The following is a 23,629-nucleotide window of genomic DNA, read 5'->3' on the forward strand; positions in this document are numbered from 1 at the left end:
TTTCTATGGCGCGTGACCAGATCGATATGACGCCGCTGCAATCGCGCGACGAACTCGTGGCGTGGCTGGAGGCCGGCGTGAAGCCGCCGAGCGAATTCCGCATCGGCACCGAACACGAGAAGACCCCGTTCACGCTCGAGGGCCACCATCCTGTGCCCTATGAAGGAGCCAAGGGTATCGGCGCGCTGCTCGAAGGCATGCAGCTTCTGCTCGGCTGGGAGCCGATCATGGAGCGCGGCAACATCATCGGGCTTTACGACGTCACCGGCGGCGGCGCGATTTCGCTGGAGCCCGGCGGGCAGTTCGAATTGTCGGGCGCGCCGGTCGAGACGGTGCACCAGACCCAGTCGGAGCTGATGGCGCATCTGGCGCAGGTGCGCGAGATCGCCACCCCGCTCGGCATCGGCTTTCTCGGACTCGGCATGACGCCGTCCTGGTCGCGCAAGCAGATCCCTGTCATGCCCAAGGGCCGCTACAAGATCATGAGCAGCTACATGCCGAAGGTCGGCCAATACGGCCTCGACATGATGTTCCGGACCTGCACGGTGCAGACCAATCTCGACTTCTCCTCCGAAGCCGACATGGTCAAGAAGCTCCGGGTATCGGTGGCGCTGCAGCCGGTCGCGACCGCACTGTTTGCGAATTCGCCGTTCACCGAAGGCAGGCCCAACGGCTTCCTCACCTTCCGTTCCGAAATCTGGCGCGACACCGACAACGCGCGCTCGGGCATGATTCCCTGGGCGTTCGAGGACGGCATGGGGTTCGAGCGCTGGGTCGACTACGCGCTCGATGTTCCCATGTATTTCGTCAAGCGCGGCGACGAATATATCGACGTATCGGGTTCGTCGTTCCGCGCCTTCTTCGACGGCAAGAACCCGGCCTTCCCCGGCGAGCGCCCGACGCTGTCGGACTGGGCCAATCACCTCTCGACGATTTTTCCGGAAGTGCGGCTGAAGCGCTATCTGGAAATGCGCGGCGCCGACGGCGTGCCGTGGGGCCGGCTGCCGGCGCTGCCGGCGTTCTGGGTCGGCCTGCTGTACGACGACGACACCCTGAACGCGGCCTGGGATCTGGTCAGCCACTGGAATGCCTATGAGCGCCAGGCGTTGCGCGACGACGTGCCGCGGCTGGGCTTCAAGGCCCGGATCCGCGATCGCTATTTGTTCGAGGTCGCCCGGGAATGCCTGAAGCTGTCGCATGCCGGTCTGCGGCGGCGCAACCGCGTCGATCATTCCGGCCGCGACGAGAGCCGGTTTCTCGAGCCGCTGGAGCGGATCCTCGATTGCGGTCGGACCCCGGCGGAAGAGATGCTGGAAAAGTATCAGGGCGCCTGGGGTGGCTCGGTGGAACCGGCCTATCAGGAATACGCGTTCTAGAGCCCTTTTAGGTTCTGATTGAATCAGAACCGGGCTCTATTCTTTGTTTTGACGCGTTTTCTTTGCGCGAACCGGATTCCGCTTCGCGCGAAAACGCTGTGGGCCTTTCGGATTGAAGGCCTTGTTCCGGCGCGTTTTCCTGGCGCAGCCGGCGCGCCCGAATGCCGCATTTTTGGGCCGTTCATCCACCGTACAGGTTGAGGCCGCTCAAATGAGGCCTCGCGACGCGGACTCGAAAGCAATCGCAGATGGGGATAGGCCGCCTGCTCAGGGCGTGTGTGGTGGCGCTCGCCTTTCTGGCGGCGACCGCATCCGCGCGTCCGGCGCTGGCGCAGGCCAATTTCGACCGTCCCGGCGGTGATTATCTGAGTGCGCCGGTTACTTCGGGCGATCCGGCGGACTGCGCGCTGGTCTGCGAGCGCGACAAGCGCTGCCACGCCTGGAGTTTCAGCTATCCGACCGACGCGACCAACGGCGCGGTATGCTGGCTCAAGAGCAATGTGCCGCCGCGCACGCAGGACAATTGCTGCGTCTCCGGCGTGCGTGGCGCCGGCGTGGTCGAGCCGAAGAACACCACGATCGAAACCTCGATCGACCGCTTCGGCGGCGACTACAAGAATTTCGACCTCAACGGCTCGGAAGGCGACGACGCCTGCAAGGCCGCCTGCGCCGCCGACAACAAATGCCGGGCCTGGACCTATGCCCGGCCGGGCTATGCCGGCCGCGACGCCCATTGCTACCTGAAAAAAGACATCAAGCCGCCGCGCCGCAAAGCCGGGTTTATTTCCGGCGTGGTGCGGTAGGGCTTCGAAGCTGACTGCATTTTTTCGTCATTGCGAGGAGCGCAGCGACGAAGCAATCCATTCTTTCTTCGTGGCAAGATGGATTGCTTCGCTTCGCTCGCAATGACGGCTCATTCCACCCCCAGCACCGTCACCTCCGGCCACAACGCCTTCCAGCGCGCCGTCTTCTTCACGTAATTCTCTGCCGAGAAATTCGCGGTCATGTTCGGTCGGGCAATCAGATTGGCGGCGTCGTCAAAACCATCCGGTGCATAGACGTCATAGCCAGCCTCGGTGCGGCGGATACCGATGCGGGTGTTTCGGGTCAGGAAGCGGTCGATGCCCTCGGTCGTGCTATGCAGCGGCGGATACGGCAGGCCGTGTTTTTGCGCGTACCAGAGATGGACGCGCGCCTGGTTGCGCACTTCAACGGTGACGCCGAGTTTTTCGAACCGTTTCGCCACGGTGCGGATGACGGCGTCCTCGGCGTCCCATGACGTATCCGGATCGAAATAGAACACGTCGTAATCGCTAATGCCGTAGCCGACGGAGCGGTTGGTGCGCACGTTCCACACCGTCTGCACCAGACAGCCGGACACCAGCCAGGCATCGGGGAGCGCGAGTGCGAACAGCTCGTCGACAATGGTCGCGTTGACGGGATTTTGGAACGCGGCGGCGAGGAATTCGTCTCGGGTCATCAGCGCTGCCGTAGGGTGGGCAAAGCGAAGCGTGCCCACCATGATGTGATCGCGACAAAGATGGTGGGCACGGCGCTATCGCGCCTTTGCCCACCCTACGGGGGCCTTACGCTTTCGAATCAAATTCCTTCACCGCCGCCTTTGACGCCAGCGTGCGCCAGTGCCGGCGCAGCAGCGGTTCGACGATGGCGCGCTTGGCCTTCGACAGCCGGATCAGCGCAATCGGATAATCTCGGTAGTGATCGGTGAAGTAAAATATCTTAGGCTGGCTTTCCACCAGCATCGCGCGCTCGTCCTGCGGCACGCCGGGCATCACCAGGCTGTCGCCGTCTTCCTTCAGGCGCGCCAAAAGTTTCTTGCGCACCTTCAGCGCCGGCGTGCCGTAGGACGTGCCGTCCTCGACCTCCGTCCAGAGAAGCGCGAATTTTCTGACGTCGTCGAAGGTCATCACAAATCCTCATCCTGAGGAGCCGCGAAGCGGCGTCTCGAAGGATGGCCGCATCGGGGCTTCATGGTTCGAGACGGCGCTGGCGCGCCTCCTCACCATGAGGTTCTGGCTAATGCACCGAGGTGAAAAACCGCGCCATCCGGAATCCCGAGAGCCAGGTCCAGACCGGCTGGTTGCGCACGCCCATGTCCCAGGAGCCGACCACGGCATCGGCGCGGCCGATCAGATTGTCGATCGGCAACAGGCCGACGCCGCCGTCGCGCAGCGAGACGCGGCTGTCGGCGGAATTGTCCCTGTTATCGCCGAGCACGAACAGCTTGCCGGCCGGCACCGTCACTTCCGGCGTGTTGTCGTAGCGGCCGTTGTCGCGCATCTTGAAGATCGCATGGGTGACGCCGTTCGGCAGCGTCTCGATGAAGCGATAGGCCTGTTCGCTGCCGCCGCTGTCGTCTTCGGCTTCGCCTGTCCCGTCGGGCGTCAAGGTTGCGGCGTGGTCGTTGATGAAGAGCTGGCCCTGGCGAAGCTGGATCCGATCGCCGGGCAGGCCGACGACGCGCTTGACCCAGGCCTGCGAGCGATCGCCGGGCCAGCGGAACACGACGACGTCGCCGCGCTTCGGCGTTTCGCCGAACAGGCGGCCGGTTTCCGGCAGCGTGATCTGGATCGGCAGCGAAGCCGCGCCATAGCCATAGGGGAATTTCGACGCCAGCAGCGCGTCGCCGATCAGGAGCGTCGGCTCCATCGAGCCGGACGGAACATAAAACGGCTCGGCTAGCGCGCCCTTGGCGATGAACACGACGGCGATGATCGCCGCGAGTTGGGCCGCCTGCGCGCGCCAGCTGATCGGCTTCGCAACAGGGGTTTCCTGTTCGCTCACGAGCGCGTCCTTGTCGATGTTCACGAGCTCGTTCTTGTCGATGCTCACTAGCCAGTTCCTCCGACCGTAATCCGTTCCATCCGCAGCGTCGGCTGACCGACGCCGACCGGCACGCCCTGGCCGTTCTTGCCGCAGGTGCCGATCCCGGTATCGAGCGCAAGATCGTTGCCGATCATGGTTATTCTGTGCAGGTCGGTCGGCCCGTTGCCGATCAGCATCGCGCCCTTCAGGGGAGCGCCGACCTTGCCGTTCTCGATCTTGTAGGCCTCGGTGCACTGGAACACGTATTTGCCGGAGGTGATGTCGACCTGTCCGCCGCCGAAATTGGCGGCGTAGATGCCGTTCTTCACCGACGCCAGGATCTCCGCCGGGTCGCGCTGGCCGGCCAGCATGTAGGTGTTGGTCATGCGCGGCATCGGCACATGGGCATAACTTTGACGTCGCCCGTTGCCGGTCGGCTTCATGTTCATCAGCCGCGCGTTCTGGCGGTCCTGCATGTAGCCGACCAGAATGCCGTCCTCGATCAGCACCGTGCGGTTGGTCGGCGTGCCCTCGTCGTCAATGGATAGCGAACCGCGCCGCGACGCCATGGTGCCGTCATCGACGACGGTGACGCCCTTGGCCGCGACCTGCTTGCCCATCAATCCTGCGAAAGCCGAGGTCTGCTTGCGGTTGAAATCGCCCTCAAGCCCGTGGCCGACCGCTTCATGCAGCATCACGCCGGGCCAGCCGGCGCCCAGCACCACGTCCATCTCGCCGGCAGGGGCGGGGATCGATTCCAGGTTGACCAGCGCCTCGCGGATGGCGCCGTCGGCGGCCTCGCGCCAGGCTTTGGTCTCGATGAAGCGCGCATAGCCCTCGCGGCCGCCATAGCCCTTGCTGCCGCTTTCCTGGCGGTCGCCCTGGCCGGCGACGACGGAAATATTGACCCGCACCAGCGGGCGGATGTCGCGATAGCTCTCGCCGTCGGGACGAAGGATTTCCACCACCTGCCAGGTGGCGCCGAGGCTGATCGAGGCCTGCCGCACCCGCGGATCCTTGTCGCGCACGTAAGCGTCGATCTCGGCCAGCAGTTTTACCTTGGCCTCAAAACCCGGCGCATCCAGCGGATTGTCGTCGCCATAGAGCCGTACATTGGTGTGGGCGGGGGCGGCTGAGAATTGCCCGCTGTAGCCGCCGCGCACGGCGGCGACCGCGTCGGCGGCGCGGATCAAGGCCGGCAGCGACACGTCGGACGAATGCGCATAGCCGACCGCATCATCCTTGACCGCGCGCAGCCCGAACCCTTGGCTGGTGTCATAGGTGGCCTGCTTCAGCCGCCCATTGTCGAACGCCAGCGCTTCGGTCTGGCCATATTCCAGAAACAGCTCGCCGTCGTCGGCGCCCTCGAGCCCCCGCGCGATCTCGCGGCGGACGGCATCACGGTCGAGATTGGCGCGGTCGATCAGGGAGGTTGTGGCGAGATTGGTCATTCAATCGGTCCGTTGTCGGAGGGGCACGTCCAAGATAGGTGTTTTCTGGGCATTCCGCGAGGGGCGGGATCAACACGTTGCCGAGACGATGGCCGTCGAAATTGTTCCGATATCCCAAGACCATATCGAGGGCTTCCACCATGCCCTCGATTTCGTCGCGCGCGAGCGGCGCTATCTGGCGTTTCTCGAAGCCCCGCCGCCCGGCGAGACCCGGACTTTCATTCTCAACAATATCGCGCAGGGCTATCCGCAATGGGTCGTGTTGTCCGCCGGCGAGGTCGTCGGCTGGTGCGACATCCTGCCCAAGCCGAGGCCGGTTTATGCCCATGTCGGCGTTCTCGGCGTGGCGCTGCTGCCGGAATTCCGGGGCTGCGGATTGGGCGAGCGCCTGATCGGGCAGACGCTCGACGCCGCGCGTGCGTTCGGGCTGCATCGGGTCGAGTTGACGGTGCGGGAAGACAACAAGAACGCGATCGCGCTTTACAAGAAAATCGGGTTTGAGATCGAAGGCCTGATGCGCGACGCCATGAAGGTCGATGGCGTCTGCGAGAACACGTATCTGATGAGCCTGCTCTTTAAGTAGGAGCCTACGGCAGCTTGTCGTAGCCCTCGCCGAGCCCGTTCAGGCTGAGCGGAAAGCCGATGCCCTCTTCGGGGGTCTCGAAGATAATGAAGGTCGCAGTCTTGGCGGTGCGGAGCTGGCCGAGCAGCTTTTCGTCCATCACCACCTCGGCGACGCAGCCGTTGGGCAGGCAGCGGACGAAACCGGCGCGGCCGACGTCCTGGTTGTCGAGCTTCAGCCCGAGGCCGGAGGGCAGCAGCACGCCCAGGGGGGCCACCACCCGCATCAGCTTGCTCTTCTGGTCGGCGGTTTTCAGCACGATCACGGTGAGGCCGGCGTTGGAGCGGTCTTCGGCTACCACGCTCTGGATCAGGGCGCATTGTTCGCCCTGCGCGCCCGGCGGGGTGTCGCAGCGGATCTGCCAGTCGCCATGGACCGAGCGCACCGCGCCCTGGGCATTTGCCGCCCCGGTCAGGCCGAGCAGGCAGCCCACGGCAAGCAAACATGCCGCGGCGAGCAAGCCGCTCAGCCAGCGGCCAAAATCACGTCTCACCTGATGTGTCGAACGCCCCATCCGGGTCGATCCTCTGACGTTTGCCGGCAGCTGCCGGAGATGTATTTCCGGCGGAAGCCGGGCGCACGCGCTACCAACTGGTCTGACCCGGACTGATACCGCAATGACGGCACCTTGAAGGCGGTTTTGGCGCCGGAACCGCCGTCACGGCAGGCGAATCAGGCACCCCGGGAGCACCCCGCCTGTGCCTACATCCGGCAATCCGCCTGTCAAGCGTAGCCGGGTCGCAAAGCGGCAGGTTTGGCCTGATTTAGCGGGAAAACCTGACATCCAGCGAATAGAAGGTGACGCATGGCTTGGCGTCTCACTACTGCATTGCGAGAGCCCTAGAATTATGGTTTGAGAGGCTTGATTTCGACGCGTTCTAACGATCTGGCCCGGGTACTGTCGCAACGCCTGTTGCAGGTACTTTTCAAGGTGTACTTCTGAAGTACCTCCGGTTGGCCGTTTGTCTGAGCGGATCGTGCGGCATTTCCGGCTATCCGGCGGGAGTGCTTTGGGGATTTATCAAGGGAGCGCGAGCGGCATGAAGATGTCGAAGGGCCAGATCGGCCGTCGGTTGCTGGGACTAGCGGTGGCAGGCATGGCGCTTGTCGCCGGCGGAACGGCATTCGCCGAATTGGGGCAGCCTGCGCCGTGGGAATACAAGCTGCAGGAAGCGGCCTCCCCGGTAATGGAGAACATCACCTGGTTCCATAACTTCCTGTTCGTGCTGATCACGATCATCACGCTGTTCGTGCTGGCGCTGCTCATCATGGTGGTGGTGAAGTTCAACGCCAAGGCCAACCCGGTCCCCTCCAAGACCACGCACAACACGCTGATCGAAGTAGCGTGGACGCTGATTCCGGTCTTGATCCTGGTCGGTATCGCGGTGCCGTCGTTCCGCCTCCTGTTCCAGGAGCTCGACATTCCCAAGGCCGACCTGACCATCAAGGCCACCGGCAACCAGTGGAACTGGACCTACACCTATCCTGACGACAAGATCGAATACACCTCCATCATCCTGAGCAACGAGGACCGCGCGAAGCTGGGCTCGCCCCCGCCGCGCCTGCTTGGTGTCGACCATGCACTGGTCGTGCCCGTGAACAAGGTAGTTCGGGTCCAGACTACCGGCGCCGACGTCATCCACTCCTTCGCTGTGCCGGCCTTCGGCATCAAGATCGACTCGGTACCCGGCCGCCTCAACGAAACCTGGTTCAAGGCTACCAAGGAGGGCATCTATTACGGCCAATGCTCCGAATTGTGCGGCAAGGACCACGCCTTCATGCCGATCGTGGTCAAGGTCGTGAACGATCAGGTCTATGACGATTGGAAGAAGTGCGTTCAATCGAACAAGGACGATTGCATCGATCAGCCGCAGGGCGGCAAGGCAAAGCAATCAAGCTAAGAGCTAAGGGCGACGGGACTGCAGAGTCCCAACACGACCGCAAGACACGACTGCAAGGCAGGATTTGAACATGGCAACGAGCGCAGCGACACACGACGATCACGCCCAAGAACACGGTCATGACGATCACGAGCACGCCCATCCGACCGGATGGCGGCGCTACGTCTATTCGACGAACCACAAGGACATCGGCACGATGTACCTGGTGTTCGCGATCATCGCGGGTGTCATTGGCGCGGCGATGTCGATCGCGATCCGCATCGAGCTGATGTATCCCGGCGTCCAGCTGTTCCACGAAACCCACACCTACAATGTGTTCGTGACCTCGCACGGCCTGATCATGATCTTCTTCATGGTGATGCCGGCGATGATCGGCGGTTTCGGCAACTGGATGGTTCCGCTGATGATCGGCGCGCCCGACATGGCGTTCCCGCGCATGAACAACATCTCGTTCTGGCTGCTGCCGGCTTCCTTTGCGCTGCTGCTGCTGTCGACCTTCGTCGAGGGTGAGCCGGGCGCCAACGGCGTCGGGGCGGGCTGGACCATCTACGCGCCGCTGTCGACGTCGGGTCATCCGGGACCGGCGGTCGATTTCGCGATCCTTTCGCTGCATCTGGCCGGCGCCTCGTCGATCCTCGGCGCCATCAACTTCATCACCACGATCTTCAACATGCGCGCGCCGGGCATGACCCTGCACAAGATGCCGCTGTTCGTCTGGTCGATCCTGGTGACGGTGTTCCTGCTGCTGCTGTCGCTGCCGGTGCTCGCCGGCGCCATCACCATGCTGCTCACCGACCGCAATTTCGGCACCACCTTCTTCGCCGCCGACGGCGGCGGCGATCCGGTGCTGTTCCAGCATCTGTTCTGGTTCTTCGGCCACCCCGAAGTGTACATCCTGATCCTGCCTGCGTTCGGCATGGTCAGCCAGATCGTCTCCACCTTCTCGAAGAAGCCCGTGTTCGGATATCTCGGCATGGCCTACGCCATGGTCGCGATCGGCGGCATCGGCTTCGTGGTGTGGGCGCACCACATGTACACCGTCGGCATGTCCTCGGCGACGCAGGCCTATTTCGTCGCCGCCACCATGGTGATCGCGGTGCCGACCGGCGTGAAGATCTTCTCCTGGATCGCCACGATGTGGGGCGGCTCGATCGAGTTCAAGACGCCGATGATCTGGGCGATCGGCTTCATCTTCCTGTTCACCCTCGGCGGCGTCACCGGCGTGGTGCTGGCCAATGCCGGCGTCGATCGCGTGCTGCAGGACACCTACTACGTCGTCGCGCACTTCCACTACGTGCTGTCGCTCGGCGCCGTGTTCGGCATCTTCGCCGGCTGGTACTACTGGTTCCCGAAGATGTTCGGCTACATGTACTCCGAGCGGATCGGCAAGCTGCACTTCTGGTTCACCTTCATCGGCGTCAATCTGGTGTTCTTCCCGCAGCATTTCCTCGGTCTGTCCGGCATGCCGCGCCGCTACGTCGACTATCCGGATGCGTTCGCCGGCTGGAACCTGGTGTCGTCGCTCGGCTCCTACATCTCGGGCTTCGGCGTGCTGATCTTCATCTACGGCGTGATCGATGCCTTCGTCCGCAAGGAGCAGGCCGCCAACAATCCGTGGGGCGCTGGCGCCACCACCCTGGAATGGACGCTGTCGTCGCCGCCGCCGTTCCATCAGTTCGAAGTGCTGCCGAAGGTGCAGTAACGCTTAATTCGCGGCGCGCTTCATCGCGCGCCGCGGTCTTCTAAACCAAGCGAGATCGATCTTGTCGGTAGTCGACCACCACGCCATCGAGTTTCCGCGGATTTCCGAGGCGGAGGTCGGCGACTACCTCGCGCTGCTGAAGCCGCGGGTGATGTCGCTGGTGGTGTTCACTGCGCTGGTCGGCCTCGTGATCGCGCCCGGCCATTTCCATCCCGTGCTGGCCTTCACCTCGATCCTCTGCATCGCGGTCGGCGCCGGCGCCTCGGGTGCGATGAACATGGCCTATGAGGCCGACATCGACGCGCTGATGTCGCGCACCGCCAACCGGCCGATCCCGCGCGGACGCATCACCCCGCCGGAGGCGATGGCCTTCGGCATGGTTCTGGCGTTCTTCTCGGTGATGACGCTCGGCATCCTCGTCAACTGGGTGGCGGGCGCGCTGTTGGCGTTCACGATCTTCTTCTATGTCGTGATCTACACCATGCTGTTGAAGCGCTGGACCGCGCAGAACATCGTGATCGGCGGCGCCGCCGGCGCCTTGCCGCCTGTCGTGGCGTGGGCCGCGGCCACCGGCTCGCTGTCGATGGAGCCGGTGCTGCTGTTCCTGATCATCTTCTTCTGGACCCCGCCGCATTTCTGGGCGCTGGCGCTGTTCCGCAACGACGACTATGCCCGCGCCGGCGTGCCGATGCTGCCGGTCGTCGCCGGTCCCGATGCGACGCGGCTGCAGATCCTGCTCTATACCATCGTGCTGGTCGCGGTCGCGGTGGCGCCATGGCCGCTCGGCTATTTCGACGCGATCTACGGCATCGCCTCGCTGGTGCTCGGCGCCGGCATGATGGCGCTTTCGATCAACGTCTACCGTCACCGCGAAGGCAAGCAAGCCGGCCGCGCCACGCGCCGGCTGTTCGCCTTCTCGATCTTCTATCTGTTTGCGCTGTTTGCGACCCTGCTGCTCGAGGTCGTTGTCCGCGCTGTCGCACCCTTGTTCGGGTAGGGGGCGCATGGCGACGGCATGGATAACGAGCAGCCAGAAGGTATCGTCCTCACCGAGGCGCAAAAGCGAAGCCGCCGTTCCCGCTCGATCGCCATCGCGCTCGCGCTCGGTGTGCTGGTCTTGCTGTTTTTCGCGGTCACCATGGTCAAGGGACCGGGTGTTCTAGTCAGGCCGATGTAACCAATGGAAAACCAGCCGACGATGCATGAGGATCCGACAGCGAGCCCCAAGGCGACTTCCGAGCCGGCTTCGCGTCGCGGCCTGACGCGCGATGCGGTGGTGGCGTCGATCTGCGGTTTCGTCGTGGTGCTGATGCTCGGCGCCGCCTATGCCGCCGTTCCCTTCTACAACTGGTTCTGCCGCGCCACCGGCTTCAACGGCACCACCCAGGTCGCGACCTCGGCGCCATCAGGCGCACCGCTGGCGCGCAGAATCGCGGTTCGGTTCGACGCCAATGTCGCGCCGGGCCTGCCCTGGAAGTTCGAACCCGAGCAGACCGAGATCGAGGTCAAGATCGGTGAGGTCGTCACCGTCTTCTATAACGTGACCAACCAGTCGGCGCGGACCACCGCAGGCCAGGCGGCCTACAATGTGGCGCCGCTGACGGTCGGGGCGTATTTCCAGAAGATCAACTGCTTCTGCTTCACCGAACAGACCATGGCGCCGGGCGAGAAGCGCGAGATGCCTGTCGTGTTCTACGTCGATCCGGCGCTGGTCGCCGATTCCGAAAACGACGGCCTCAAGACCATCACGCTGTCCTACACCTTCTATGCCGTGCGCGATCCGGCGCCGAAGCCTCTGGCTGCGAGCGAACCGGACAAGCGCAAGGGAAACCTGTAACGAGAAACTTGTGACGGGAAACCTGTAACCGCCGACTCCCGTATCTTGCGGGATGTCGGAGTTTGATTTTTGAGACGAAGATGTGCCGTAGAACCCGGCACCGCTAACGGAGAGACCGCAATGTCCACGGCGCAAGTCAAGCACCACGACTACCACCTCGTCGATCCGAGCCCGTGGCCGATCGTCGGGTCGATCTCGGCCTTCATCATGGCCGTCGGCGCCATCACCTGGATGCACCACATGTTCGCGGCCGCGCCGATCATCTTCGGTGCTGGCACCGTCGGCGTGCTCTACACCATGGCGAGCTGGTGGGGCGACGTGATCCGCGAAGCCCAGTACAAGGGCGACCACACCCGCGTGGTGCAGATCAGCCACCGCTACGGCATGATCCTGTTCATCGCCTCCGAAGTCATGTTCTTCGTCGCGTGGTTCTGGGCCTTCTTCAACTCCGCTTTGTTCCCGGCCGACGCGGTCCACGCCACCCGCGACGCCGTGTTCGGCTGCGGCGCCGGCACCGCGATGGGCGCCTGCGGCGTGCCGGGCACCTGGCCACCGCACGGCATCGAGACCTTCGATCCCTGGCATCTTCCGCTGCTCAATACGCTCTTGCTGCTGACCTCGGGCACCACGGTGACCTGGGCGCATCACGCGCTGCTGGAAGGCGACCGCAAGGGCCTGAAGTACGGCTTGATCCTCACCGTCATCCTCGGCGCGTGCTTCACCTGCGTGCAGGCCTACGAATATGCCCACGCCGCGTTCCACTTCTCCGGCAACATCTACGGCGCCACCTTCTTCATGGCGACCGGCTTCCACGGCTTCCACGTGCTGGTCGGCACCGTGTTCCTGCTGGTCTGCCTGATGCGCACCTATGCGGGCCACTTCACCCCGACCCAGCATCTCGGCTTCGAATTCGCCGCCTGGTACTGGCACTTCGTCGACGTGGTGTGGCTGTTCCTGTTCATCTGCATCTACGTCTGGTTCCGCGGCCCCGAAGGCCTCGCCCACGGCGCGCACTGATCGCAGCTTTAAGTGCTACAAGGGGGCGGTCCTGAGGGCCGCCCCCTTTTCATTTGCGAAGGCAAGCTAGGTTGGATGAGCATGTCGGATGAGGCGGTACCCACCCTGTCCCAGAGCGCGCTGCGCGGCATCGCCTGCCGCTGCCCGCGCTGCGGCAAGGGCAAGCTCTATGCGGGCTTCCTGGATCTGCGGCCGAACTGCGAGGCCTGCGGGCTCGATTACACCTTCATCGATACCGGCGACGGGCCCGCGATTTTCCTGATCATGCTGGCCGGTGCGATCGTGGTCACCGCGGCCTTGATCGTGGAGGTCAAATACCAGCCGCCGTTCTGGGTTCACGCCGCACTCTGGCTGCCGCTGATTCTTGCGACCACGCTGTTGCCGATGCGCTCGATGAAATCGCTGTTGATCGCGCTGCAGTTTCATCACAAGGCCGCACCCGGCCGCCTGATCGACCGCGAGCCGAAATGACCGGCGAGCTTGCGCGACGACGGGGGACGGCCGGCTTTGCCATCTTCACGCTTGTGATGGTGGCGGTCTGCGTCGGTCTCGGCCTCTGGCAGTTGCAGCGCAGGCTCGAGAAGCATGCGCTGATCACAGCCCTCGACGAGCGGCTGGCGGCTGCGCCCGGGGCGCTGCCGGAGCCGTCGCAGTGGAGCGCGCTGACGCCGGCGCGGGACGAATTCCGCCGCGTCAGTTTCATGGCCAACTATGCGCGGCTGCCGGATGCGATGGTCTATTCTTCCGGCTCCGCCGTCCGCGACGATGTCTCCGGTCCTGGCACCTGGGCCTTCTTGCCGGCGCAACTGCCCGGCGGCGCGACCGTCGCGGTCAACGCAGGTTTCGTGCAGAACACGATGCAGGACCGCGCCCAGGAGGATCGCGCGGTGGGCCGGCTCATCACCGGACAGCCGGTAAAGCTCACCGGTTATCTCCGTTTTCCCGAAGCCGCGGGCGCGCTGACGCCGCGTGAGGACACCGTCAAGCGGCTCTGGTTCACCCGGGATCACGTGGCAATGGCGCGCGCGCTCGGCTGGAGCGCAGACGGCAGGATGTTGGCGCCGTTCTATATCGATCTGGAAAGCCCGGCGCCTGAGAGCGGCATTCCAAAGCCAGGCGCGCTCTCGGTTCATCTCAAGGACGACCACCTGCAATATGCCGTCACCTGGTTCGCCCTGGCGGGCGTGATGGCGATCGCCTTTGCGGTGTGGTGGCGCGCGCAGCGCCGCCATTGAACCCAATCCCTTTGGCTGCCGTCCAAGGAACAGCCAAGGGAGCCTCTTATGAAGTATGCGCTTGCCGTGTTGATGCTGTTGCTTCCGGGCATCGCGTCCGCGGAAGAAACGCTGACCGAGAAGTGCACGTCGGACGCGGCTTCCTCCTACGGCGGCGAAGGCGACCGCGAATTCTTTGCCTATGATATCGAGAACACCTGCGACTTTCGCCTGAGTTGCGAACTCAACATCGCCATCCTCACTGCGTACGGCTTGAAACTGGACCACAAGATCGTGACGATCGAGCCGAAGTCGCACGGCAGCCTGGTGCTGTGGATCAAGTCGGCCGGTGGCATGAGCACGCGCAGGCACACCTGCAAGCAGATCTAGCGCGCGGCCTCCTGATCGCCGCAACGGCTACGAAGTTACTCGCATGCGAGGGCTGCAGAGGCCTGGTAAGCAAAAACCGGCCGCGCCTGCGCGCGACCGGTTGCTATCGGGAATTCGATTCCGCCTGGGCAATGGTATGGCGGGCGCGGTTTCCCGTGAAGATGGGGTCAGTGATGGCGCCAGCCATAATGATGTCCGCGGCCTCGGCCCCAGCCGTAGTGATGGCCGCGCCCGCCGCGGCCCATATGGCCGCCGCCGTGTCCATGACCGCCCCGGACCTGGATCACCGAATCGTCCTGGTTGGCCATCGGGGCCATGCCCAGTCTGGCCGAGGCTGACGCGGTCAGTCCGAGCATTGAAGCGAACAGCGCGACACCAATCACCAAGATACGTTTCATCCGATTTTCCTCCCGATCGCAGGGTTGCGATTTCCGAACCAAGTTCCGGGCACCCGGTTTGTTCCCTTCCTCGGATCGCAGCGATGCGATTTGCCTTGCGCAGGTAAGGCCGGAGTGTTTCCGCTGACCTGTAGGCTCGTGGGCAGTTTGTTTTGTGCAATCGCACGCGAGACCATGGGTGCAGCGCGCACCCGGTCTTTCTGCGTCCTCCGTTTCAGAGGGTAAGGTTTCTTTCAAAACGTCGGGCGCATCGCGCCGCGAGAACAAGAGCGCATGTCTCACAACGTCATTGCGAGGAGCGAAGCGACGCGGCAATCCATTCTTTCTTACTGTGGCGTGATGGATTGCTTCGCTTCGCTCGCAATGACGTGGATAGACCGCGGCGGGGATGACGGGGAGGGGGCCCCCGACCCCAGCCTTTCCGGCCAATCCGGCATTTCCCCTTGGCCGAAAAACGCTCTATGGTGCCCAGCGCTTCGCGCTGCGCGGAGACGCATATCTCATACATATCAAAGGCTTGGCGTAGGGGTCAGGCCTTTGGAGGGCAAGTTGACGCGGTATATTTCGACCAGAGGCGAAGCCCCCACGCTGGGTTTCTGCGACGTGATGCTGACCGGGCTCGCCCGTGACGGCGGGCTCTACGTGCCGGAAATCTGGCCGCAGCTCTCGCACGCGACCATCGCCGGATTTTTCGGACGGCCGTATTGGGAAGTCGCCGTCGAGGTGATCCGCCCCTTTGTCGCCGGCGAGATTTCCGACGCCGATCTCGGCCGCATGGCGAACGAGGCCTACGCTACCTTCCGCCATCCTGCGGTGGTGCCGCTCGACCAGACCGGTCCCAATCAATTCCTGCTGGAGCTGTTCCACGGCCCGACGCTGGCGTTCAAGGACGTCGCGATGCAGCTGATCTCGCGGTTGATGGATCACGTGCTGGCCAAGCGCGCGCAGCGCACCACCATCGTGGTCGCGACCTCGGGCGATACCGGCGGCGCCGCGGTCGATGCCTTTGCCAATCTCGACAATGTCGATCTGATCGTGCTGTTCCCGCACGGCCGGATCTCCGACGTGCAGCGGCGCATGATGACCACGTCGGGCGCCGGCAATGTCCACGCGCTGGCGATCGAAGGCAATTTCGACGATTGCCAGGCGATCGTGAAGGCGCTGTTCAATCACCACGGCTTTCGCGACGCGGTCTCGCTGTCGGGCGTCAACTCGATCAACTGGGCGCGCATCGTGGCGCAGGTGGTGTATTATTTCACCTCCGCGGTCGCCCTTGGTGCGCCCGCGCGCACCGTGGACTTCACCGTGCCGACGGGGAATTTCGGCGACATCTTTGCGGGCTATGTCGCCAAGAAGATGGGGCTGCCGGTCCGCTGGTTGCGGATCGCCTCCAATGTCAACGACATCCTGCCGCGCACGCTGAAGACCGGCATCTATGAGGTGCGCGAGGTTCATGCTTCCGCCTCGCCGTCGATGGACATCCAGGTGTCCTCGAATTTCGAGCGGCTGCTGTTCGAAGCCAGCGGCCGCGATGCCGACAGCGTTCGCCGCCTGATGGCCTCGCTCAAGCAATCCGGGCGTTTCGTGCTGCCGGATGCTGTGCTTGCCGCCATCCGCGAGGAATTCGACGCCGGACGCGCCGACGAGACCGAGACCGCGGCCACGATCCGCGCCGCCTGGCGCGAGGCCGGCGATCTCGTCGACCCCCATACCGCGGTGGCGCTGGCGGTGGCCGATCGCGACACCTCGGATTCGAAGATCCCCAACATCGTGCTGTCGACCGCGCATCCGGCAAAGTTCCCCGACGCGGTCGAAGCCGCCTGTGGCGTGCGGCCGCAATTGCCGGCCTGGCTCGACGGCCTCATGACCAAATCCGAACACATCACGGTGATGAAAAATGATTCCACCGAAGTCGAGAAATTCGTGCGCAAGGTCAGCCGTGCCGCGAAGCAGGGAGTTGCCGGATGAGCGTTGACGTCACCAAGCTGCCGTCCGGATTGACCGTCATCACCGATACCATGCCGCATCTGGAAACCGCCGCCCTCGGCGTCTGGACCGGCGTCGGCGGCCGCGACGAAAAGCCCAACGAGCATGGCATCTCGCATCTGCTCGAACATATGGCGTTCAAGGGCACCACCAGGCGCTCCTCGCGCGAGATCGTCGAGGAGATCGAGGCGGTCGGCGGCGATCTCAACGCCGGGACCTCGACCGAGACCACCGCCTATTATGCGCGGGTACTGAAGGCCGACGTGCCGCTGGCGCTCGACGTGCTCTCCGACATTCTCGCCAATCCGTCCTTCGTGCCTGACGAACTCGAGCGCGAAAAGAGCGTCATCGTGCAGGAGATCGGTGCGGCGCAGGATACGCCCGACGACGTCGTGTTCGAACATCTCAACGAGCTCTGCTATCCCGATCAGCCGATGGGGCGCTCGCTGCTTGGCACCGCCAAGACGCTGAAGAAATTCGATCGCGATATGCTGGGCAATTATCTCTCGACGCATTATCGCGGGCCCAACATGGTGGTCGCCGCCGCCGGCGCCGTCGACCACAAGCGCGTCGTCGAGGAAGTGGCGCAGAAGTTCGCCAGCTTCGACGGCCAGCCTGCGCCGAAGCCGCAAGCGGCGATGTTCGGCAAGGGCGGCTCGCGCGTGGTGCATCGCGACCTCGAACAGGCGCACCTGACGCTGGCGCTGGAAGGCATACCGCAGACCGACCTGTCGCTGTTCTCGATGCAGGTCTTCACCAACACGCTCGGCGGCGGAATGTCGTCGCGGCTGTTCCAGGAAGTGCGCGAAAAGCGCGGCCTGTGCTACTCGATCTACACCTTCCACGCGCCCTATGCCGACACCGGCTTTTTCGGCCTCTATACCGGCACCGACCCGGCCGACGCGCCTGAGATGATGGAAGTGATCGTCGACGTCATCAACGACGCGGTCGAAACCCTGACCGAAGCCGAGATCGACCGCGCCAAGGCGCAGATGAAGGCCGGGCTCCTGATGGCGCTGGAAAGCTGTTCATCGCGCGCCGAGCAACTGGCACGCCATGTGCTTGCGTATGGCAGGCCGCTGACGGTGGAGGAGCTGGTGGCGCGGATCGACGCGGTCAGCGTCGAATCGACCCGCAACGCCGCGCGGGGCCTGTTGTCCCGCAGCCGTCCGGCGGTGGTGGCGCTTGGCAGCGGCAGGGGTCTGGACACGGCGGTGGCTTTTGCGGAAGGATTGACCAGGTCAAAGGCGAAGACGCTGCTGCATTGAAGATTGCTCTTTGCGGGGGAGTGTAGGGCATGGCCCTGTTTCGTTTGCCAACCAGCGGACCGGCCGCGCTCGTACCGCGCGGCCATGGCCTGCTGCTGCGCGCCCCGCAGATGTCGGACTTCCCGCAATGGGCCCACCTGCGCGAATCCAGCCGGGCTTACCTGACGCCGTGGGAGCCGATCTGGCCGTCGGACGATCTCACAAGGGCAGGCTTCCGCCGCCGGCTGCGGCGCTATGCCGAGGACATCGCTTCCGACCGCTCGTATCCGTTCATCGTCTTCCGCGAGTCCGACGGCACCATGATTGGCGGCATCACGCTCGCGAATGTGCGCCGCGGCATCGTGCAGGCCGGCACCATCGGCTATTGGGTCGGCGAGCCGCATGCCCATCGCGGCCATATGACCACGGCGCTGCGCGTGCTGCTGCCGACGCTGTTCGGCGAGCTCAATCTGCACCGCATCGAGGCCGCCTGCATTCCGACCAATACGCCGTCGATCCGGGTGCTGGAGAAATGCGGCTTTACCCGCGAGGGACTGGCGCGGCGCTATCTCTGCATCAACGGCGTCTGGCAGGACCATCTGCTGTTCGGCATGCTGCACGAGGATTTTCGCGGCTGACACCCTCCTAATCGGTGCCTTGGGTTCGCCGCCATTGGCCTGCTATAAGGCCGCCGTGGACGATGACGACGAAATGACGAGGATCCAGGGACGCCGCATGGGTGACAATCGGTTGGTCAAAGTCGCTGTAGTGGCCGGGATGGCTTGTAGCCTGCTGGCCGTGCCGGCGTCGGCGCAATCGCTGGGCGATCGCTTCAAGAGCCTGTTCGGTGGCAAGTCGGACGAGCCGGCTACGGCAGCGCCGGCAGCGGCCGTGCCGGAAGATACCGGCGACCTGACCTGCCCGCCGGTCACGGTCCGGGCCGGCGCCTCCACCTACGCGGTGGCGGCGCCCGGCAAGCAGCCGGTCGGCAACGACCTGCGGTTTCAGGCGACCATTACCAAGATGGCCCGCGAATGCAGCGTCAATGGCGGCACCATCACCGCGCGGATCGGCATTCAGGGCCGCGTCATTGCCGGCCCCGCCGGCGCGCCGTCGTCGATCCAGGTTCCGATCCGTGTCGCCGTGGTGCAGGGCGGCGTCAACGAGAAAACCATCGCCACCAAGGCCTACCAGACCACCGTCAACCTGACCGAAACCGGCAGCGACCCGTTTACGCTGGTGGCAGAGGATCTGGTCTATCCGGTGCCATCAGGCGGCGTCGGCGACAGCTACATTTTCTATATCGGCTTCGACCCCCAGGCGCTGAAGCCCGAGCGTCCCGCGCCGGCGCCGAAGAAAAAGAAGCAACCATAGCGTTTTCGAGCGAAGTGGATGCCGGTTCGCATAGCAATCAAGTTTACGCAGATTGCGTAGACTTATCTGCGGTAGAAAACGCGTCAAACAAAAAACTAGGCAAACAAAAAAGCCGGCGCGATCATCTCGCGCCAGCTTTTTGATTGGTTGAAACTGCTTCAGTTCAGCTTGGCGCGAACTTCGGCGATGCCCTTGGCGAGCAGGTCGTCGGCCACCGAACCCTTGACCGACTGCGACAGGATGGTCGAGGCGGCGGCGACGGCGGCGTTGGCCGCAGCAGAACGAACGTCCGCCACAGCCTGCGCTTCGGCGAGCGCGATCTTGCCCTCGGCGGTCTTGGTGCGACGGGCGACGAAGTCTTCCATCTTGGCCTTGGCTTCGGACGCGATGCGCTCGGCTTCGGCCCTGGCGTTGGCGATGATCTCTTCGGCCTCGCGCTCGGCGCTGGTTCGCTTGGACTTGTAATCGGCGAGCAGCTTGGCGGCTTCTTCCTTCAGACGGCGGGCGTCGTCGAGTTCGGCCTTGATGCGGTCGGCGCGCTTGTCGAGCGCCGTCAGCACCGTGCGGTGGATGCCCAGATAGGCGAACAGCACCATCAAAATGACGAAGGCTACCGCGACCCAGGTTTCCGGTTCGAAGAACATCAGACTATCCCTTCAACGAAGCGTCGACCGCGCTGTTCAGCGTGGTGCCGTCGGGCAGCACGCCGGTGAGGCGCTGGACGATGGCGCTGGCCGCATCCGCGGCGATGCCGCGCACGTTTCCCATCGCGGTCGCACGGGTCGCCGCGATCTGCTTTTCGGCGGCGGCAAGCTTGGCGGAGAGCTGGTCTTCCAGCGTCTTGCGCTCGGCTTCCGAAGCCGCGTTCAGCTTCTCGCGGGTTTCGTTGCCGATCGCCTGGGCCCGCGAACGCGCCGAAGCGAGTTCGGTTTCGTAGGCCTTCAGCGCCGCATCCGACTCGTCCTTCAGCTTCTGCGCCGCCGAAAGATCGCCCTCGATCGCATTGGCACGTGCATCGATCACGCCGCCGACACGCGGCAGCGCAATACGCGACACGATCAGATAAAGGGCGACGAACGCGATGACGAGCGACACCAGTTGCGAAGCGTAGGTCGACGACTCGAACGGAGGAAATCCTCCGCCGTGTCCGCCGGGGGCTTCGGTGTGGGCGCCGGTTTCGTGGCCCTTGGCCGGGGTACCATGACTCTTTTCAGCCACGGGGTCCTCCTGTTGCTGTCAGACGCGCCGCCCGGAACGGACGGCGCGACAGGGTGCCGCTCAGAGCGGAACGAACAGCAGCAGCAGCGCGATCAGCAGCGAGAAAATGCCGAGCGCTTCGGTCACGGCGAAGCCGAAGATCAGGTTGCCGAACTGGCCCTGGGCTGCCGACGGGTTGCGCACGGCTGCGGCAAGGTAGTTGCCGAAGATCACGCCCACGCCCACGCCTGCGCCGCCCATGCCGATGCATGCGATGCCCGCGCCGATAAGTTTTGCTGCTGCCGGTTCCATTTTCTTGAGCTCCTTGAGAGGTAAGACAAAGTGAGGGTGGAAATTCCCCGGACCGTTTAGTGTCCCGGATGAATGGCGTCGTTGAGGTAGATGCAGGTCAGGATCGCGAACACGTAGGCCTGCAGGAAGGCGACCAGCAGCTCCAGCGCGGTCAGCGCGACCGTCAGCGCCAGCGGCAGCACGCCGCCGGCCCAGCCGAGCAGGCCGAGCGAGGCGCCGAGCATGGCGACGAAGCCCGCGAACACTTTCAGCGCGATGTGGCCGGCCAGCATGTTGGCGAACAGACGCACACTGTGCGAGACCGGCCGCAGGAAGAACGACAGGATTTCGATGAACATGACCAGCGGCAGGATGTAGATCGGCACGCCCGAGGGCACGAAGATCTTGAAGAACTTGAAGCCGTTCTTGTAGAGGCCGTAGATCAGCACGGTGAAGAACACCAGCAGCGCCAGCGTCGCGGTGACGATGATGTGGCTCGAAATCGTGAAGGTGTAGGGGATGATGCCGATCAGGTTCGAAACGCAGATCAGCATGAACAGCGAAAAGATCAGCGGGAAGAACTTCATGCCTTCCGAGCCGGCGGTAGAGCGGATCGTGCTGGCGACGAACTCGTAGCTGATTTCGGCGACCGACTGCAGGCGCCCGGGCACCAGTTGCCGTCCGGTGCCGATCATCAGGATCGAGATCACCGCGACCGCGATGAACATGTAGAGCGACGAGTTGGTGAAGGCGATCGTCTGGTTGCCGATATGGCCGATGGTGAACAGCGGCTCGATATTGAACTGATGGATCGGGTCGATTTTCATCCGCGCGGCTCTTTGTCCACCGGCCTGGCCGGCAATCGAATTTCAAATGTCGTGACTTCCCGCCGACGCTCAGCGCTTGCCCGAAGATACGCCCGCAGACCTCACCACGTTGACCACGCCGGCGGTAAAGCCGAGCAGCAAGAACACGATGAGACCGAACGGCGATGTCGACAACAAACGGTCGAACCCCCAGCCAATCGCCGCCCCGACGACAACGCCCGCAACCAACTCCGAGGAAAGGCGGAAACCGATCGCCATCGCCGAAGCTCTGGCCGCCGCATCTCCGCTTTCGGTTCCGGGTTGGTCAGTCCTGATTTTTCGGCTGTCACGAATTTCGGACAACCGGTGATCCAGACTTCCGAGCCTTGCGGAAAGCGCAGCTTCGTCGGAAGACGAATGATCGCGTTTTCCACTTGCGTTGTCGTTGTTGTCTTCGGCCATGCCCAAGACCCTAAACGATGCCGCGGTTGATGGAAATTGCGCCCGTCACCCTTGAAGCCGCGCGGACCATACTTACCGCGTCTAATCAAGTCAAGATTACGTCGTAACCAGTTAGTGCATTGATTTAACTGGATTTATTTGAAGGCCGTCCACGGCCCTGTGGACCCGTCATCGCAGTGCAGCAGCTCGTGCGTCACGGATCGATCTTGCGCGGATTTCGCCGGTCTGTTGGGATGCGTGAGGCGATCACGAGATCCACGCTTCGGAGCCGGCATGCCGCGTCAGGTCGATTACTACTTCTCGTTTCAATCGCCGTGGGCCTATGTCGGACATCGGACATTTCGGGGCCTGGTAAGTACCTACGATCTCAAGGTAAATCACAAACCCGTGGTGCTGGTCGATCTGTTCTCGGAGACCGGCGGATTGCCGCTGATGAAGCGCCACCCGGTGCGGCAGCGCTACCGGCTGGTCGAGCTGCAGCGCTGGCGCGACAAGCGCGGCCTGAAATTCCATCTGCATCCGGCGAACTGGCCGTTCAACGCCCGGCTCGCCGACGGCGTCGTGATCGCCGCGATCGAACTCGGCCTCGACCCCGACCGCTATCTGGCGCGGGGTTTTGCCGCAGTCTGGGAAGATCAGCTCAGTCTGGCCGATCCCGCGATGGTTGCGAAACTGGCTGACGAATTCGGTCTGCCGGGCCAACAGTTGGTGGAGCGATCGGAGCAGGAGGCGATCGGCGCGGCCTATGAGCAGAACCGCCAGGATGCGCTGGCGAATGACGTGTTCGGCTCGCCGGCCTATGTGCTGGATGGCGAAGTGTTCTGGGGACAGGACCGGATCGAATTGCTTGAAGATGCGTTGAAGTCCGGCCGCGCGCCCTATAGCTCACACGTTTAGAGCATACTGGTACTGAGGCGGGAGCAAGCTCATGAGCACAGCGACGTCGTCCTCGAAATTTCTACCCATCATCGCGGCCGCGGCATTGACGTTTTGTGTCGCCGGCCAGGCGCGCGCCGGGGCGCTGCCGGACACCGACAACGGCCGCTACGCGCTGTCGCCGCTGGCGGATGGCGTGCTGCGGCTCGACACCCGAACCGGCGCGGTCTCGACCTGCAGCAATTCGGGCGCGGGCTGGGCCTGCTATGCCGTGCCCGACGAGCGCGCGGCGCTGGACGCCGAAATCGGCCGGCTGCAGGCCGACAATGAAAAGATGAAAGCCCAACTCGCCGAGCGCGAGCCCACCGTGTCAGGCAAGATCGAAGAGCCGCTGCCGAAATCGGACTCGCTGAAGAAGGGCGAGCCGAAGGTCGCCGAGGGCGAACGCAAGCTCGAAATCCCGCTGCCGAGCGACCGCGACATGGATCGTGTGATGTCGTTCCTGGAGCGGGCCTGGCGACGGTTGATCGAGATGGCCAACCGGGTGCAGAAGGACGTCAACGGCAAGATTTGAGCGGGACTGGCGAACTCTCTCCACACGTCGTCCTTGCGAACGCAGGGACCCATAACCACCGTCGCCAGTTGTTGCAGAAGGT

The 23,629-nt window shown here is 63.7% G+C and carries 29 protein-coding genes; 18 read left to right on the forward strand and 11 right to left on the reverse strand.

Annotation, left to right across the window (positions count from 1 at the left end):
• Positions 1 to 5 precede the first annotated feature (5 nt).
• Positions 6 to 1,376 carry a glutamate--cysteine ligase gene (locus BLS26_RS20495; protein WP_092514107.1) on the forward strand — a complete coding sequence of 457 codons (1,371 nt, stop codon included), beginning with the start codon at positions 6 to 8 and terminating at the stop codon, positions 1,374 to 1,376.
• A gap of 248 nt (positions 1,377 to 1,624) precedes the next feature.
• Positions 1,625 to 2,179, forward strand: a complete 555-nt coding sequence (locus BLS26_RS20500; RefSeq protein WP_172804648.1) for a PAN domain-containing protein — start codon at positions 1,625 to 1,627, stop codon at positions 2,177 to 2,179.
• A gap of 110 nt (positions 2,180 to 2,289) precedes the next feature.
• On the opposite strand, the gene BLS26_RS20505 is transcribed toward BLS26_RS20500, so the two are convergent.
• From BLS26_RS20505 to tldD, 4 genes are all read right to left on the reverse strand, one after another.
• Positions 2,290 to 2,856, reverse strand: a complete 567-nt coding sequence (locus tag BLS26_RS20505) for a nucleotidyltransferase family protein (protein WP_092518319.1) — start codon at positions 2,854 to 2,856, stop codon at positions 2,290 to 2,292.
• Between the two features lie 106 nt (positions 2,857 to 2,962).
• Positions 2,963 to 3,304, reverse strand: coding sequence for an MmcQ/YjbR family DNA-binding protein (locus tag BLS26_RS20510; protein WP_092514111.1), 342 nt, complete (start codon positions 3,302 to 3,304; stop codon positions 2,963 to 2,965).
• 109 nt (positions 3,305 to 3,413) lie between these two features.
• The gene (lepB, locus tag BLS26_RS20515; protein WP_092518320.1) at positions 3,414 to 4,181 is read right to left on the reverse strand and encodes a signal peptidase I; all 768 of its coding nucleotides are present in this window, start codon (positions 4,179 to 4,181) and stop codon (positions 3,414 to 3,416) included.
• A 47-nt stretch (positions 4,182 to 4,228) separates the two neighbouring features.
• Positions 4,229 to 5,653 (reverse strand): metalloprotease TldD, encoded by a 1,425-nt coding sequence (tldD, locus tag BLS26_RS20520; RefSeq protein ID WP_092514113.1) that lies wholly within the window; start codon positions 5,651 to 5,653, stop codon positions 4,229 to 4,231.
• 88 nt (positions 5,654 to 5,741) lie between these two features.
• On the opposite strand from tldD, the gene BLS26_RS20525 reads away from it, so the two are divergent.
• The gene (locus BLS26_RS20525; RefSeq protein WP_092514115.1) at positions 5,742 to 6,236 is read left to right on the forward strand and encodes a GNAT family N-acetyltransferase; all 495 of its coding nucleotides are present in this window, start codon (positions 5,742 to 5,744) and stop codon (positions 6,234 to 6,236) included.
• A 4-nt stretch (positions 6,237 to 6,240) separates the two neighbouring features.
• On the opposite strand, the gene BLS26_RS20530 is transcribed toward BLS26_RS20525, so the two are convergent.
• Positions 6,241 to 6,789: an invasion associated locus B family protein gene (locus BLS26_RS20530; protein ID WP_172804649.1), complete on the reverse strand. Its 549-nt coding sequence runs from the start codon at positions 6,787 to 6,789 to the stop codon at positions 6,241 to 6,243.
• A 526-nt stretch (positions 6,790 to 7,315) separates the two neighbouring features.
• Here BLS26_RS20530 and coxB point away from each other — a divergent pair.
• The 9 genes from coxB to BLS26_RS20575 all read left to right on the forward strand — a co-directional run bounded on the left by coxB (position 7,316) and on the right by BLS26_RS20575 (position 14,336).
• Positions 7,316 to 8,176, forward strand: a complete 861-nt coding sequence (coxB, locus tag BLS26_RS20535; protein WP_092514117.1) for a cytochrome c oxidase subunit II — start codon at positions 7,316 to 7,318, stop codon at positions 8,174 to 8,176.
• Between the two features lie 70 nt (positions 8,177 to 8,246).
• Positions 8,247 to 9,878, forward strand: a complete 1,632-nt coding sequence (ctaD, locus tag BLS26_RS20540; protein WP_092514119.1) for a cytochrome c oxidase subunit I — start codon at positions 8,247 to 8,249, stop codon at positions 9,876 to 9,878.
• Between the two features lie 61 nt (positions 9,879 to 9,939).
• Positions 9,940 to 10,875 (forward strand): heme o synthase, encoded by a 936-nt coding sequence (locus BLS26_RS20545; RefSeq protein WP_092514121.1) that lies wholly within the window; start codon positions 9,940 to 9,942, stop codon positions 10,873 to 10,875.
• An 18-nt stretch (positions 10,876 to 10,893) separates the two neighbouring features.
• Entirely contained in the window at positions 10,894 to 11,055 is a 162-nt protein-coding gene (locus BLS26_RS20550) for a CoxF protein (protein WP_092514123.1), read from the forward strand.
• 21 nt (positions 11,056 to 11,076) lie between these two features.
• Positions 11,077 to 11,715, forward strand: a complete 639-nt coding sequence (locus BLS26_RS20555) for a cytochrome c oxidase assembly protein (protein WP_371360995.1) — start codon at positions 11,077 to 11,079, stop codon at positions 11,713 to 11,715.
• A 120-nt stretch (positions 11,716 to 11,835) separates the two neighbouring features.
• Positions 11,836 to 12,732, forward strand: a complete 897-nt coding sequence (locus BLS26_RS20560; protein WP_092514127.1) for a cytochrome c oxidase subunit 3 — start codon at positions 11,836 to 11,838, stop codon at positions 12,730 to 12,732.
• Between the two features lie 75 nt (positions 12,733 to 12,807).
• Entirely contained in the window at positions 12,808 to 13,203 is a 396-nt protein-coding gene (locus BLS26_RS20565) for a DUF983 domain-containing protein (protein ID WP_371360651.1), read from the forward strand.
• Positions 13,200 to 13,967 carry an SURF1 family protein gene (locus tag BLS26_RS20570; RefSeq protein ID WP_092514129.1) on the forward strand — a complete coding sequence of 256 codons (768 nt, stop codon included), beginning with the start codon at positions 13,200 to 13,202 and terminating at the stop codon, positions 13,965 to 13,967. The genes BLS26_RS20565 and BLS26_RS20570 overlap by 4 nt, the downstream gene beginning before the upstream one ends.
• A gap of 48 nt (positions 13,968 to 14,015) precedes the next feature.
• Entirely contained in the window at positions 14,016 to 14,336 is a 321-nt protein-coding gene (locus BLS26_RS20575; protein ID WP_092514131.1) for a hypothetical protein, read from the forward strand.
• 167 nt (positions 14,337 to 14,503) lie between these two features.
• On the opposite strand, the gene BLS26_RS20580 is transcribed toward BLS26_RS20575, so the two are convergent.
• The gene (locus BLS26_RS20580) at positions 14,504 to 14,734 is read right to left on the reverse strand and encodes a hypothetical protein (protein ID WP_092514133.1); all 231 of its coding nucleotides are present in this window, start codon (positions 14,732 to 14,734) and stop codon (positions 14,504 to 14,506) included.
• 549 nt (positions 14,735 to 15,283) lie between these two features.
• Between BLS26_RS20580 and thrC the strand changes: the two genes are divergently transcribed.
• The 4 genes from thrC (at position 15,284) to BLS26_RS20600 (ending at position 19,341) form a co-directional block, all read left to right on the forward strand.
• The gene (gene thrC / locus BLS26_RS20585) at positions 15,284 to 16,702 is read left to right on the forward strand and encodes a threonine synthase (RefSeq protein ID WP_172804650.1); all 1,419 of its coding nucleotides are present in this window, start codon (positions 15,284 to 15,286) and stop codon (positions 16,700 to 16,702) included.
• Positions 16,699 to 17,988, forward strand: coding sequence for a pitrilysin family protein (locus BLS26_RS20590; protein ID WP_092514137.1), 1,290 nt, complete (start codon positions 16,699 to 16,701; stop codon positions 17,986 to 17,988). The genes thrC and BLS26_RS20590 overlap by 4 nt, the downstream gene beginning before the upstream one ends.
• 29 nt (positions 17,989 to 18,017) lie before the next feature.
• Positions 18,018 to 18,605: a GNAT family N-acetyltransferase gene (locus BLS26_RS20595; RefSeq protein WP_092514139.1), complete on the forward strand. Its 588-nt coding sequence runs from the start codon at positions 18,018 to 18,020 to the stop codon at positions 18,603 to 18,605.
• Between the two features lie 97 nt (positions 18,606 to 18,702).
• Entirely contained in the window at positions 18,703 to 19,341 is a 639-nt protein-coding gene (locus tag BLS26_RS20600) for a hypothetical protein (RefSeq protein WP_092518323.1), read from the forward strand.
• 158 nt (positions 19,342 to 19,499) lie between these two features.
• On the opposite strand, the gene BLS26_RS20605 is transcribed toward BLS26_RS20600, so the two are convergent.
• The 5 genes from BLS26_RS20605 to BLS26_RS20625 form a co-directional block, all read right to left on the reverse strand.
• On the reverse strand, positions 19,500 to 19,985 hold the full coding sequence (locus tag BLS26_RS20605; protein WP_092514141.1) for an ATP F0F1 synthase subunit B: 486 nt from the start codon (positions 19,983 to 19,985) through the stop codon (positions 19,500 to 19,502).
• A gap of 4 nt (positions 19,986 to 19,989) precedes the next feature.
• Positions 19,990 to 20,559: a F0F1 ATP synthase subunit B' gene (locus BLS26_RS20610; protein WP_092514143.1), complete on the reverse strand. Its 570-nt coding sequence runs from the start codon at positions 20,557 to 20,559 to the stop codon at positions 19,990 to 19,992.
• A 60-nt stretch (positions 20,560 to 20,619) separates the two neighbouring features.
• Positions 20,620 to 20,850: a F0F1 ATP synthase subunit C gene (locus tag BLS26_RS20615; RefSeq protein ID WP_027537362.1), complete on the reverse strand. Its 231-nt coding sequence runs from the start codon at positions 20,848 to 20,850 to the stop codon at positions 20,620 to 20,622.
• A 56-nt stretch (positions 20,851 to 20,906) separates the two neighbouring features.
• Complete coding sequence (locus BLS26_RS20620) at positions 20,907 to 21,656, reverse strand: F0F1 ATP synthase subunit A (RefSeq protein WP_092514145.1); 750 nt, start codon at positions 21,654 to 21,656, stop codon at positions 20,907 to 20,909.
• 69 nt (positions 21,657 to 21,725) lie between these two features.
• Positions 21,726 to 22,097 (reverse strand): AtpZ/AtpI family protein, encoded by a 372-nt coding sequence (locus tag BLS26_RS20625; RefSeq protein WP_092514147.1) that lies wholly within the window; start codon positions 22,095 to 22,097, stop codon positions 21,726 to 21,728.
• Between the two features lie 273 nt (positions 22,098 to 22,370).
• On the opposite strand from BLS26_RS20625, the gene BLS26_RS20630 reads away from it, so the two are divergent.
• Entirely contained in the window at positions 22,371 to 22,994 is a 624-nt protein-coding gene (locus BLS26_RS20630) for a 2-hydroxychromene-2-carboxylate isomerase (protein WP_092514149.1), read from the forward strand.
• A gap of 31 nt (positions 22,995 to 23,025) precedes the next feature.
• Positions 23,026 to 23,547, forward strand: coding sequence for a hypothetical protein (locus BLS26_RS20635; protein WP_092514151.1), 522 nt, complete (start codon positions 23,026 to 23,028; stop codon positions 23,545 to 23,547).
• Positions 23,548 to 23,629: the final 82 nt, after the last annotated feature.

It is taken from the genome of Afipia sp. GAS231 (assembly GCF_900103365.1).
Classification (GTDB): Bacteria; Pseudomonadota; Alphaproteobacteria; order Rhizobiales; family Xanthobacteraceae; genus Bradyrhizobium.